Origin of the sequence: Streptomyces sp. NBC_00358, from assembly GCF_036099295.1 — a bacterium.
Lineage (GTDB): Bacteria > Actinomycetota > Actinomycetes > Streptomycetales > Streptomycetaceae > Streptomyces.
Window position 1 is genome coordinate 7,520,229 of the sequence record NZ_CP107976.1, and the last position, 12,609, is coordinate 7,532,837.

The following is a 12,609-nucleotide window of genomic DNA, read 5'->3' on the forward strand; positions in this document are numbered from 1 at the left end:
CCAGGCCACTTCAGGTCCAACCTGTGCCTGCGGGTCCAACCCGCGCAGACCACGGGTCCAGCGCCGGATTATCCCGGGCCCACCGTGAGTTCGCCCCGGGCCACGGCAGTTCCAACCTGGGCCTATGGGTCCAGGTCAGGCCCGCTGCAGGTCCGACCCGCGCCCGCAGGTCCAACCCGGGCCCACGGCAGGTCCAACCTGCGCCCGCCGGTCCAGCCCGGGCCTGGTGCCGGTCCCACCCCGCGCCCGCAGGTCCAGCCGGGGCCCACTACGGGCCCAACTCCGGGCCCAACTCCGTGCCCACGGCAGCTCTACGGCGGCCCCGACCCCGACCTCGCGCCGCTTGGCAGCCGCGACGGATTGACCGGCGGCCGTCCCGAGCCATCGGCAGCCCCCTGAGCCACTGCAGGTCCAACCTGCACCCGCGGGTCCAACCCGCGCGTACCGCCGGTCCAACCGGGGCCCACCGCAGGCCCGAACGCGCTCCCAACTCCGGGCCCACTCAGGCCCAACAGCCCGACCCAGACCTTGCGCCGCTCGGAAGCCGCGACGGAGTCGACCGCCAACCGTCCCGAGCCATCGGCAGCCCCTGAGCCGCTGCAAGTGCAACCTGCACCCGCGGGTCCAACCCGCGCTTACCGCCGTTCCAATCGGGGCCCACCGCAGGTCCGAACCCGTGCCCAACTCCGGTCCCACCGCGGGCCCGACCCCGACCTCGCGTCGCTCAGAGGCCGCGACGGATCGACCGGCGGCCGTCCCGAGCCATCGGCAGGCACCCCGAGCAACTGCAGGTCAACCTGCGCCCGCCGGTCCAGCCTCGGCCCGGTGCAGGTCCAAGCGGGGCTCACCGCGGGCCCAACCCGCGCCCAACTCCGGGCCCACCACGGGCCCCCGGGCCCAATGGCCCGACCCCGACCTCGCGCCGCCCAGCAGCCGCGACGGAGTCGACCGGCAGCCGCCCAGAGCCATGGGCAGCCGCCCCGAGCCACCGGCAGCCACCCGGGGCGACTCCGGGTCCCACCCGGAGCCCGACCCCCCCCCACCAAGCAAACCCGCCCCGCCCCACCGGCAGCCACCGGGAGCGACTCCCGGAGCGGCTCCGGGGCCCACCGGCCAAGCACCTCGTGAGCGGCTCCGGAACCCACCGGCCGGCACCAGGGGGCCGACTCCAGGGCCCGCCGCAGCCACCCCGAGTGGCTCCGGGGTGGCTGCGGCACCTCTAGAGCGACTCCGGGACCGACCAGCAGGCACCCCGGGGGCGACTCCGGGCCCCGGCAAGCACCCCGGGGGCGACTCGGGGCCCCCGGCAACCACCCCGGCAGCCATCCCGGGGTCAGCTCCGGCGCCCCCCCGGCAGCCACCCCGTGACCGTCTCCGGTCCCCACCCGGAGCCGCCCACCCTCACGCTCCGTTCCCCCCACCCCCGCCGACACCCCGTCACCACCCCTCCCGGCAGTACATTTTCAGCCGCGCTCCCACCCCGCCTCATCGCCCGAGGGGCGTTCGGCGGGTCGACCGCGTGCGCTCGACCTGCGTACACCCCTCCGTGCGCGCGGGCCCCGCCGCGGAGCCCGGTGGGACGGGATCGCGGCGCCCCACATCAATTCCTGTCCGAATCATTGACGCGCCCGGAACCCCTCCGTAGCTTGTGCCAGCAAGCGCTTACTTGAAACGATTCATGCAGCGGTGTCGACGGTGCGGGGAGGCCCGACAGTGGGAAACAACGGGAGTGTCGAGAGGCGGACGGTCCTCAAGGCGGCCGGAGCTTCGCTGGCCGCGCTGGGGCTGGCCACGACGACGGGCTGCGGCGGGGACGGCGGCAGCGGCGCGGACGGGACGGTGACGATCCGTTACGCCTGGTGGGGTGCGGACGAGCGGGCGAAGCGGATCAACCAGTCCATCGCGCTCTTCGAGAAGAAGTATCCGAAGGTCAAGGTGAAGACGGACTTCCAGGATTATGTGGCCTTCTGGGAGAAGTTCCAGACCCAGGCCGCCGGCGGAAATCCGCCGGACGTATTCCAGAACGCCGTCGGATTTCTGCGGAAGTACGACAAGCGGGGGATCCTGCTCGACCTCAAGTCCCAGGTAGACGCCGGAAATCTCAGCCTGAAAAACTTCCGCGCCGGGGTCGAGAAGGTCGGACAGGTCGACGGAAAGCAGCTCGGAATTCCCGTCGGATCCAACACCATGTCACTTGTCATCGACGAGAAGGTGTTCGACAAGGCGGGTATCAAGCCGAAGCAGGGCTGGACCTGGGACGAGTACTTCGCCGCGCTCAAGCGTATTCACGACACCCAGAAGGTGGCAGGCGACACGGGCTACTTCAGCATCATGTACCTGTACGACCTCTACCTCCGGCAGAACGGCAAGGCGTTCTTCACCAAGGACGGACTCGGTTTCGACGAGGCCGATCTGACGGAGTGGTGGACCGACGGCTACAACCGCGTGAAGGCCGGCATCATCACCGACCCCAAGCGGGTGGAGCAGGACAAGCCCAAGTCCTCGCTCTCGGCGGGCCACGCCGCCTCCGAGTTCACCTGGGACAACTTCACCGTCCGCTATACGGCGGAGGGCGACAGCACTTACGGCCTGGCGCCGATCCCGACGACCGACGGCAAGCAGACCGGCCAGTACCTGGCCTCCCTGATGCTCAGCGCCTCCGCGCACACCGAGCACCCCAAGGAGGTCGCCCAGTTCATCGACTTCATGGTCCACGACCCCGAGGTCGGCAAGATCATGGGCTACGACCGGGGCATCCTCGCCACCACCGAGCAGTTCGACGCCTTCCACCCGGCCGACGCCCCCAGCAAGGCCATCGCGCAGTACGAGCAGGACGTCGCCGCGGCGGGCGTGCTCGGCACGATCACCCCGCACCCGGCCGGCGCCGACACCGTCGAGTCCGCCTTCCTGCGCATCGGCGGTGACATGTCGCAGGGCACCACCAAGGTCTCCGACGCGGTGAAGCAGTTCTTCTCCGAGGCGAAGACGGCCCTCGCCACGTGATGGGAACCGCTGTGACGCTCGTCAAGGACTCCCCGCCCGACGCGCCGGAGACACGCCCCGCGGCCGCCGCCCCCGAAAGGCGCCGGGGACGCCGGGACAATCTCGCCGGCTATCTCTTCATGTCGCCCTGGATCGCGGGCTTCCTGCTGCTGACCGCGGGCCCGATGGCGGCCTCCCTCTACTTCGCCTTCACCGACTACAACCTCTTCGACGCGCCGCGGTGGGTCGGCTTCGACAACTTCACCACGATGTTCGACGATCCCCGGTGGCAGAAGTCGGTCGAGGTGACGGCCAAGTACGTCGTGATCGGAACCCCGCTCAAACTGCTGCTGGCGCTCGGGGTGGCCCTGCTCCTCGCGCAGAGCCGCCGCGGCCAGGCCTTCTACCGGGCCGCGTTCTACGCCCCGTCACTGATCGGCGCGAGCGTCTCGGTCGGCTTCGTCTGGCGGGCGCTGTTCTCCGACGGCGCCGTCGTGGACCGTGCGCAGTCGTTCCTCGGTCTCCACACCGGAGGCTGGGTCGGAGACCCGGGCTGGGTGCTCTACAGCCTGATCGCGCTCACCGTCTGGCAGTTCGGCGCCCCCATGGTCATCTTCCTGGCCGGGCTCAAACAGGTGCCGAAGGAGCTCTACGAGGCGGCGGAGATGGACGGCGCGGGACCGCTGCGCAGGTTCTGGAGCATCACGCTGCCGATGATCTCCCCGGTGCTGTTCTTCAACGTGCTGCTGGAGACCATCCACTCGTTCCAGATCTTCGGATCGGCCTACGTGGTCTCCAACACCACCTGCGGTCCGGCGGACGCCACGCTCGTCTACACCTGCTACCTCTACCAAAAGGGCTTCAAGGAGTCCCAGATGGGCTTCGCCTCCGCCATGGCCTGGATGCTGCTGCTCGCCGTCGCGCTGGTGACGGCCGTCCTCTTCTGGTCGCAGAAGCGCTGGGTGCACTACGAGGAGGACTCCCGATGAGCGGCATCACCGGCAAGGCGCTCGGCTCCGCGGCCCCGACCGACCCGACCGACCCGACCGACCCGGCCGCCCCGCGACGCCCACGCCCGCCCGGACGTGAGCGCGCCGGCTCGCTCGCCTGGCACATCGGGGCCCTGGTGGTCCTCGCGGTCGTCCTCTACCCCGTGCTCTGGGTCCTCGGCGCCTCGTTCAAACCGAGCCGCGAGATCATCGGCAGCCTGCAACTGTTCCCGACCGGCCCGATCCTCGCCAACTTCAAGGGGCTGGCCGACGGCATCGCCGACATCTCGATCGCCACCTTCTTCCAGAACTCCCTCTTCTACGCGCTCGGTTCCGTCGTCGGCATCCTGATCTCCTGCTCGCTCACCGCGTACGCCTTCGCCAAGATCCGGTTCGCCGGGCGGAACCTGCTCTTCTCCCTGATGATCGGCACGCTCCTGCTGCCGTATCACGTGCTGCTCATCCCGCAGTACGTGATGTTCCAGAAGGCCGGTCTGGTCAACACGTACGTGCCGCTGCTGATCGGCAAGTACCTGGCCACCGAGGCGTTCTTCGTCTTCCTCATGGTGCAGTTCATGCGGAACCTGCCGCGCGAGCTGGACGAGGCGGCGCGTCTCGACGGCTGCGGGCATCTGCGGATCTACTGGTCGATCGTGCTGCCGCTGTGCCGCCCGGCGCTCATCACCAGCGCGATCTTCACCTTCATCAACGCGTGGAACGACTTCATGGGTCCGCTGATCTACCTCAACGAGCCCGGCAAGTACACGGTCTCGCTCGGCATGATGATGTTCCGCGACCAGGAGGGCATCGCCAACTACGGCGGCATGATCGCGATGTCGCTGGTGGCGCTGATGCCCGTACTCCTCTTCTTCCTCGCCTTCCAGAGGTATCTGATCGACGGTATGGCGACGTCCGGACTGAAGGGCTGAGATGACCGTCACCCAGCCGAGGGCCCGCGCCGCGGCGGTCCCTCCCGCGCGCCGGCCCCGCGGGGCGCAGGCCGCGAAGTCCCGTCGGGCCCCCCGGGAATCCGTCCTCGCCGAGAGGTTCGCCGTCTTCGCGGAATGTCTGCTCACCGGTGTGTGGATCGCGGTGGCCTCGCTTCCCCTCGTCACCGTTCCCGCCGCTTTCGCGGCCGGCACGCGGCACTTGCGACGCCGGACGGCTCATGAGGGCGGCGGATGGCGGGAGTTCACGGCCGACTTCCGGGCGGCCGTACGGGGCGGCTGGCTCGTGGGAACCGCCGGATGGGCCGGTGCGGCGGCGGTCTGGGTGGACGTCCAGGCCGTGCGCGCCGGGATCCCCGGTGGTCCGCTCGTCGGCGCCGTCGGGCTCTTCGCGCTGATCGGGGGAGCGGTCGCGGGACTGCGCGCCGCCGCGGTCTGGGAGCCCGGGGCGGCCTGGCGCGAGCTGCTCGCGGACGCGGGGCGTCGTATCGTCCTCGATCCCGCCGGGTCCTTCCTGCTCATCGGCGGGCTGGTCGTGGTGGCCTGTTCCGCCCTGCTCGTCGCGCCGCTGGCGGTCCCCGTCCTGGGGGCCGTCGCGGCGGCGGCCGTCGCCGTCGAGGAGCGCCGACGGCGCCGTTGAGTCCGCACTCCCGCGGGCCGGGGTCCTGAGCGCCCGGCCTGTCTCCGTCATGCCCTTATCTCTGTCATGCCCCTGACCATCCCGCAAGGAAAGGAAAGGCCATGTCTCCCATCCCCCGCAGGTCCCTTCTCAAGGCGGCGGCCGCCGCCGGAGCGGCCGCGCAGTTCAGCTGGGCCCTCGGAAGCGCGAACGCGCAGGCGGCCCCCAGGGCGGAGGCCGCCGACGCGGACCCGGTGACCCTGGACTGGCTGGAGGACGGCGGCCTCGGCGCCGCCCCCGGTTCCACCGTGGGCGTTCCCTGGCCGAAGGGCGCGTACCGGCGGGACCAGACGTTCGCGCTCACGGACGCCGACGGGGCGGCCGTGCCCGTGCAGTCCTGGCCGATCGCCTACTGGCCGGACGGATCGCTCAAGTGGACGGCGCACGCGGTGAGTTCGGACGCGGGCAAGCTCACGCTGGCAGCCGGGGAACCCACCGCGCCGGAGCAGAGGGTCACCGTCGACAAGAGCGGCGGCACCATCGGCATATCGACCGGGGTCATCACCGCGAAGATCGGCAGGAGCGGCTCCACGCTGGTCAAGTCCGTCACCCGCGGCACGACCGAGATCGCCAGGAACGGGCGCCTCGTCCTCATCCGCCAGCCGGAGATCGAGGACGAGGACCAGGGCGCCGAGAAGTTCGAGCGCTTCGAGAGCGCGATCTCCGCGGTCGAGGTCGAACAGGAGGGCCCGGTGCGGGCCGTCGTCCGCATCGACGGCAAGCACCGCAAGGGCGACCGGAGTTGGCTGCCCTTCTCGGTCCGCCTCTATTTCTACGCGGGCGCCGACTCCTTCCGCATGGTCCACACGATCACCTTCGACGGAAAGCAGGAGCCCGGAAAGAGCAGCGGCGACTTCGTCCGCGGGCTGGGTGTCCGCTTCACCGTGCCGATGCGGGACGCCGCCTACGACCGGCACATCCGCATCGGCGGCGAGGGGACGGGCCTGCTGCGCGAGGCGGTCAAGGGCATCACCGGGCTGCGCCGCGACCCCGGAGCCGCGGTCCAGGCGGCCCAGTTCGAGGGCGAGAAGCTCGCCGACCCGTCCACCTGGGACCAACGCGTCACGACCCGGCTCCAGTACATCCCCGAGTGGGGCGACTACACCCTCTCCCAGCTCTCCGCCGACGGGTTCACCCTGCGCAAGCGCACCAGCAAGGGGTACGGCTGGATCGGCGCCGGCGGTGGCCGACGCGCCTCCGGTTTCGGTTACGTCGGCGGACCGAGCGGTGGATTCTCCTTCGGGCTGCGGGACTTCTGGGAGAAGTTCCCCGCCCAGCTCGACATCCGTGACGCCCACACCGACGAGGCCGAGGTGACCCTCTGGCTCTGGTCGCCCGAGGCGCGCCCCATGGACCTGCGCTTCTACCACGACGGCATGGGCCAGGACACGTACGCCGAGCAGCTCGAAGGCCTCAACATCACCTACGAGGACTACGAGCCGGGCTTCGGCACCCCCTACGGCATCGCCCGCACCTCCGAACTGCTCTTCTGGGCCAACGAGTCGACCCCCACCCCCGAGAAGCTCGCCGAACAGGTCGACGCCGTACGCGTGTTGCCCCAACTCGCCGCCCCGCCGAAGCAGTTGATCAAGGCGAAGGTCTTCGGCCCGGGCCTCTACTCCGAGCCCGACCGGTCCACACCCGCCAAGGCGAAGATCGAGGACCACCTCGACTTCCTCTTCACCTACTACAAGGACCAGGTGGAGATGCGCCGTTGGTACGGATTCTGGGACTACGGCGACATCATGCACTCCTACGACCCGGTCCGGCACCAGTGGCGGTACGACATCGGCGGCTACGCCTGGGACAACTCCGAGCTGTCGCCCGACCTCTGGCTGTGGTTCGCGTACCTGCGCAGCGGCCGGGCGGACATCTTCCGCTTCGCCGAGGCGATGACCCGGCACACCGGCGAGGTCGACGTCTACCACCTCGGCCAGTGGGCCGGTCTCGGCACCCGGCACGGCGTGCAGCACTACGCCGACAGCGCCAAACAGCAGCGCATCGCGAACACCACCTATCGGCGCTACTACTACTTCCTCACCGCCGACGAGCGCGTCGGCGATCTCATGCACGCCAACGTGGACTCCGACGAGACCTTCCTCGCCCTGGACCCGCTGCGCAAGATCCGCACCGAGCCGTACACGCCGGACCGTCACGCGCTGTCGATCGGCTTCGGCACGGACTGGAGCGGGCTTGTCTCGGCGTGGCTGACCGAGTGGGAACGCGAGGGTCCGAAGTGGGAGAAAGCCAGGGCGCGGGTGCTGTCGACGATGGAGACCATCGCCGCGCAGCCCAACGGCTTCGTCCAGGGCTCCGGCCTCTACGACCTCGACACCGGCCGGTTCGCCGTCGCCGCCGAGCCCGTGGTCGGTGTCTCGCACCTCTCCGCGGTCTTCGGCCTGAACGAACTGTGCGCCGAACTCATCGACCTCGTGGACCTGCCCGCCTTCAAGGACGCCTACCTCGACTACTGCCGCTACTTCAACGCGACCAAGGCCGAGCAGGCGGCCCGTTACGGAACCAACTTCGGCACCCTGCTGCTCTTCCAGGGCCACTCCCGGCTCGACGCCTACGCCGCCGTGCAGACCGGTGACACCCAACTCGCCACCCGTGCCTGGGCGAAGTTCTACAGCTCCGACGGCTACACCGAGTCCTCGCCGTGGAAGACGGAGAAGCTGAGCGGTCCCGTCACGCTGGTGCCGGGCAGCGAGGCCAACTGGGTCTACACGAACGACACGGCGCTCTACGGCCTCGCCGCCATCGAGAACCTGGCACTCCTGGGCGACAGGATGCCTTCGTGACCGCGCGCTCGGTGACCGGCTAGTCCATCCTCCCCAGCACCTCCCGCACCCGCCGCGCGTCGCGGATCCGCTGCTCGTACGTGGCACCCAGCGCGAGCAGCAGCAGACCGGCGAGTGCGGGAGGCGCCCAACGGGGGAGCGCGTCCACCACCTGCACGATGTACGGGGCGAGTTCGTGCAGGGCGTCCAGGACGAGCACGCTGCCGCCCAGCACCAGGGGGGCCTGCAGACGGTGCCGGGCGCCCAGCAGGGTGACGGCGAGCGCCGCCGCGCCCAGCAGCAGCGGGCGCTGCCACTGCGCGTCGCCCCACGCCGCGAAGAGGCTCGGCACGAGCGTCATGGCCAGACCCGGCGCGTACGCCGTCCACGACGACACCGCCGTGTCCCGGCGGCGCCTGAACGCGCCCACCAGCAGCGCCGGAACGGTCACCGGCAGTGTGTACGCCTCCGGGAAGGCGACGCCCCAGGCCGCGAGGCGCACCCAGGCGGCCAGCACGAACAGGGCCACGGCCGCGTATCCGACGGCGCGCCGGTCCTCCCGTACGGCCGTGCCGGCTGCGATCACCCCGCACAGCGCGAGGACCGTGGCCAGCATGGCCGGTTCGGCCACCGCGAGCCCTGTGGCGAGCAGCCCCGCGAGGGCGCCGGTGACCTCGATCGACACGGTCGTCGGTCCGTCGTCGACGTGCGCCGCGAGCAGGGCGGCGACCACGGCCACGACCAGCACGAGCAGCGCGGTGTGCTGGGGGCGCAGGCCGAGGGAGGCGCCCGTCGCGCAGGCGAGGGCCGCCGCGTACCCGAGCGACGCGGGTGCCGTGACCGGACCGAGGCCCGGCCGCGTGGCGGCGGCCGCGAACAGGACGGCCAGCACGCCGAGAACGGTCAGTGTCGCGGCCTCGGAGGCCAGTGCGAGGAAGGCGAGGCTGAGGGAGGTGAGAAGGGCGAGCACCGGCGCCGTCACCGAGGGGTGCGCCCGGCGCGCGGACCAGAGCAGGCCCATCACCGTGATCCCGTGCACGGACAGCCCGGCCGCGTAAGGGAGTTCGAGGGTCGCGGGGAGGACGAACACCGTCGCCCAGGTCAGCGTCAGCGCGCAGGCCAGGGCGTGCGGACGCCACGTGTCGGCGCGGACGGCCACCACCAGGGCCGCCGCGACGAGCCCGAGAACGAGCGGAGCCGTGGCCGCGTCCGAGGGCCAGGGCGGGCCGCTCGTGACCGCGTCCCGCGCGTTCGCCGGAGCACCGGACCAGACCGAGCCCGCCCGGCCGACCGGTCCCAGCACGGTGATCACGACCACGGGCAGGGCCCACGCCACGGCGAGGGCGCCCACGCAGCCGGAGGCCAGGGCGAACCCACGGCGTACGGGCTCCGGAAGTCCCGTCCGCGCGACGGCCAACAGGGCCAGCCCGCAGGCGAGATGACCGGGAACGGACCATTCGCCCGGCACGGCCGTGCGCAGCACGCCGCCGAACGCGACGACGGTGATCAGGCCTCCGGCCGTGGCGGTGCCGGTCGCGACGCCCGGCTTAGGGGTCCCCCACGCCGCCGCCGTCGCGATCGACGCGGCAAGGAGGAGGAGCGCCGCCGCACGGGCGGCGGCGCTCGGGCCGGCGGCCGTCCAGGACAGCCAGCCGGCGGCGAAGGTGCCCCAGCCGCCCAGGCCGTACGCCCCGGCGGCGGCGACGACGCGGAGGGACCTGTGGGGCGTGCGCAGCGCGAGCGCCGTGTCGAGCGCCGCCGTGACCAGCAGCGCGGCCGTGACGCCGTGCGCACCCGCGGCGGCGGCCACCGCCCAGAGGAGCAGCGGCAACTGCGCGGCGACCACGGCGGCGGGCAGCGGCAGTCGCAGCGACGGACCCGCGGCGGCGGCGACCCCCCGCCGTCCGGCACCCGTGCGGGTACCCGTGCCGGCGCTGACGCCGAGGGCCGGGCCCGAACCCGGCGCGGCTTCCCGCGGTCCCGTCCCGCTCCCGGCCCGGTGCTCTCCCGCACCCTCCGCGGACGGCTCCGAGGAGCCCGGGGTGCTGGAGGCGCTCCGGGCGGCCGATGTACCCGGGGCACCCGACGCGCCGGGGAGGCCCGGGGCGGCCGAGGTGTCAGGGGCGGCCGGTGCGGCCGCGGAGGCCGGCCGGGGTTCGGGCTTCCGGCGCCGCGCGCCCAGCGCGTGTCCGTACGCCGCCCACATCGCCGCCAGGACCGCCGACGCGACCGCCGCGTAGCCGACGCCGTCCGTGCTCGGGAGCGCGACCGCGTACAGCGCGTACGCGTCCAGGACCGTCAGCGCGAGGCCGAGCCCCGCGAGAGCCTCCGCGGTCGAACGCAGACCGCGCCGCAGCAGGAGCGCGGGCGCCCCGAGCGCGGCCAGCGTCACCGCGCCGAGCACCAGCGACCGCCCCGCGATCCCGAGCTGTCCCCAGCCGACGAGCGTGAACGCGACGGCGGCGACGGTCAGCAGGACGCCGCCGAGCAGCAGGAGCGTGTTCTGGACACCCGGTGCGGTGGCCTCGGGCCGAAGAGCCGGGGAGGCCGGGGGCGCCAGGGGCGTGGTCCGCACGGGCGGCGGCTGGAGCACGCGGACCAGCCAGGCACGCCGGGTCAGCAACACGGCCCGGCGGGCGTCGAGTTGCCGCAGCTCGGTGTCGAGGAGCAGCAACTCCTCGGCGGGGGAAGGAATCTGGGACATACCCGGAGTGTGGTGCCGGTCACGTCCCCGGACATGAGCGCGGGTACTCACGCCGTACTCAGATCGGCGCACGGGCACGGCCGGTACATCCGCCCGGCAGTGGGCACACTCGCTCCATGGACTGGAGCCACTACCGCTTTCACACCGTGTGGGAGCTGCCCGCGCCACCGGCGGACGTGTACGCGCTCCTGGAGAGGGCCGAGCACTACCCGCTCTGGTGGCCCCAGGTGCGCGAGGTGACCCCCGTCGACGACCGCAGCGGTGTCATCCGGATCCGCTCCGTCCTGCCGTACGACATCACCATCACCGCCCGCGCGGTGCGCCGGGACCCGGTGGCCGGAGTCCTGGAGATGGCGATGTCGGGCGACCTCGACGGCTGGGCGCGCTGGACCTTCGAGGCCGCCGGGCCGGGCACCCGCGCCCGGTACGACCAGGAAGTGCGCGTGACCACACCGCTGCTGCGGCGGCTCGCCGTGCCGGGACGCCCGTTCTTCCGCGCCAACCACGCCCTGATGATGCGCGCGGGACAGCGCGGACTGAGGGCCCGTCTCGAAGCGGTTTGAACCCCACCCGCCGGGACCTGTATTGTTCAGTGCGTTCCCGGGCGATTAGCTCAGTGGGAGAGCGCTTCGTTCACACCGAAGAGGTCACTGGTTCGAACCCAGTATCGCCCACCCGGAGAAGACCGGTCCGTCGCAGACGGACCGGTTTTTCGTTGTGCCCGCGGGCATCGCGGCCGGTCAGGCCGCCGCCTGCAGATCCGGGCGCAGCGGCCACGCGGGGTCCACCGCCTCCGGCGCACCGCTGCGCGCGAACCAGGCCTGCAGCCCGCGCGCCTGTGCCGCGTGCCACACCGTCTGGAGCGTGTGCAGCTCGGACGGCGACAGCCGCTCCAGCCGGGCCGAGAACCGGCGCCCCACCGCACGGACGACCTCCAGCGAGGCCAGCGCGTCGGCCGCCGCGTCGTGCGCGCCCTCCAGCGGCACCTCGTAGTGCGCGCACAGATCGGTCAGGGTGCGGCGGCCCTTGCGATAGCGGTCCAGATGCTTGTCGAGGACACGGGGATCGAGCACACGCAGCGAGGCCGACTCGAACCAGTGGTCGAGGGACGAAGCGCGATGCCTGCGCAACTCCCGGTCCAGCAGCGTCAGATCGAACGGGGCGTTCATCACCACCAGCGGCCGACCCGCCGCGGCCTGTTCGCCCAGCTCCCGGGCTATCTCCTCCATCACGGGCGACGGCCAGCGGCCGTTGCGCTGCAGATGCTCGTCCGTGAGCCCGTGCACCGCCGTCGCCCCCGCGGGCACCGGCACTCCCGGGTTCACCAGCCATCGGGTCACCCTCGGCCGGGCACCCGCGGCGTCCTGGACGACGACGGCGGCCGACACGATCCTGTCGGTCTCGACGTCCACGCCCGTGGTCTCCGTGTCGAACGCGGCCAGAGGGCCTTCGTACCAGCACGTCATACGTACACAACTCCTCGTTCACCCACGGCAGCTGACGCACCGTCTTCTGCCTGTTTGGTGAT

General features: G+C 71.8%; 8 protein-coding genes and 1 tRNA gene. 7 read left to right on the forward strand and 2 right to left on the reverse strand.

The window, feature by feature from the left end; all coding sequences use genetic code 11:
- The first annotated feature begins 1,713 nt into the window (after positions 1 to 1,713).
- The 5 genes from OHT01_RS32185 (at position 1,714) to OHT01_RS32205 (ending at position 8,398) form a co-directional block, all read left to right on the forward strand.
- On the forward strand, positions 1,714 to 3,003 hold the full coding sequence (locus tag OHT01_RS32185) for an ABC transporter substrate-binding protein (RefSeq protein ID WP_328556606.1): 1,290 nt from the start codon (positions 1,714 to 1,716) through the stop codon (positions 3,001 to 3,003).
- A gap of 11 nt (positions 3,004 to 3,014) precedes the next feature.
- A complete protein-coding gene (locus tag OHT01_RS32190; RefSeq protein ID WP_328556607.1) occupies positions 3,015 to 3,971 on the forward strand; it encodes a carbohydrate ABC transporter permease in 957 nt (318 codons plus the stop codon).
- Entirely contained in the window at positions 3,968 to 4,900 is a 933-nt protein-coding gene (locus OHT01_RS32195) for a carbohydrate ABC transporter permease (protein WP_328556608.1), read from the forward strand. Before OHT01_RS32190 ends, OHT01_RS32195 begins: the two co-directional genes overlap by 4 nt.
- Before the next feature lies 1 nt (position 4,901).
- A complete protein-coding gene (locus OHT01_RS32200) occupies positions 4,902 to 5,558 on the forward strand; it encodes a hypothetical protein (protein ID WP_328556609.1) in 657 nt (218 codons plus the stop codon).
- A gap of 101 nt (positions 5,559 to 5,659) precedes the next feature.
- Positions 5,660 to 8,398, forward strand: coding sequence for an exo-rhamnogalacturonan lyase family protein (locus tag OHT01_RS32205; RefSeq protein ID WP_328556610.1), 2,739 nt, complete (start codon positions 5,660 to 5,662; stop codon positions 8,396 to 8,398).
- A 19-nt stretch (positions 8,399 to 8,417) separates the two neighbouring features.
- Here the strand turns inward: OHT01_RS32205 and OHT01_RS32210 are convergent, their stop codons facing one another.
- A complete protein-coding gene (locus OHT01_RS32210; protein ID WP_328556611.1) occupies positions 8,418 to 11,081 on the reverse strand; it encodes an SCO7613 C-terminal domain-containing membrane protein in 2,664 nt (887 codons plus the stop codon).
- Positions 11,082 to 11,197: 116 nt separating this feature from the next.
- Between OHT01_RS32210 and OHT01_RS32215 the strand changes: the two genes are divergently transcribed.
- Positions 11,198 to 11,644, forward strand: a complete 447-nt coding sequence (locus OHT01_RS32215) for an SRPBCC family protein (protein WP_328556612.1) — start codon at positions 11,198 to 11,200, stop codon at positions 11,642 to 11,644.
- Positions 11,645 to 11,683: 39 nt separating this feature from the next.
- Positions 11,684 to 11,755: transfer RNA gene (locus tag OHT01_RS32220), tRNA-Val, on the forward strand.
- Between the two features lie 66 nt (positions 11,756 to 11,821).
- Here OHT01_RS32220 and OHT01_RS32225 read toward each other — a convergent pair.
- On the reverse strand, positions 11,822 to 12,547 hold the full coding sequence (locus tag OHT01_RS32225) for a 3'-5' exonuclease (RefSeq protein ID WP_328556613.1): 726 nt from the start codon (positions 12,545 to 12,547) through the stop codon (positions 11,822 to 11,824).
- Positions 12,548 to 12,609 lie beyond the last annotated feature (62 nt).

Excerpts from the sequence above, each read along its gene's own strand:
- OHT01_RS32195 (WP_328556608.1), top strand. The coding sequence starts at position 3,968 with ATGAGCGGCATCACCGGCAAGGCGCTCGGCTCCGCGGCCCCGACCGAC.
- OHT01_RS32200 (WP_328556609.1), top strand. The coding sequence starts at position 4,902 with ATGACCGTCACCCAGCCGAGGGCCCGCGCCGCGGCGGTCCCTCCCGCG.
- OHT01_RS32205 (WP_328556610.1), top strand. The coding sequence starts at position 5,660 with ATGTCTCCCATCCCCCGCAGGTCCCTTCTCAAGGCGGCGGCCGCCGCC.
- OHT01_RS32210 (WP_328556611.1), bottom strand. The coding sequence starts at position 11,081 with ATGTCCCAGATTCCTTCCCCCGCCGAGGAGTTGCTGCTCCTCGACACC.
- OHT01_RS32215 (WP_328556612.1), top strand. The coding sequence starts at position 11,198 with ATGGACTGGAGCCACTACCGCTTTCACACCGTGTGGGAGCTGCCCGCG.
- OHT01_RS32225 (WP_328556613.1), bottom strand. The coding sequence starts at position 12,547 with ATGACGTGCTGGTACGAAGGCCCTCTGGCCGCGTTCGACACGGAGACC.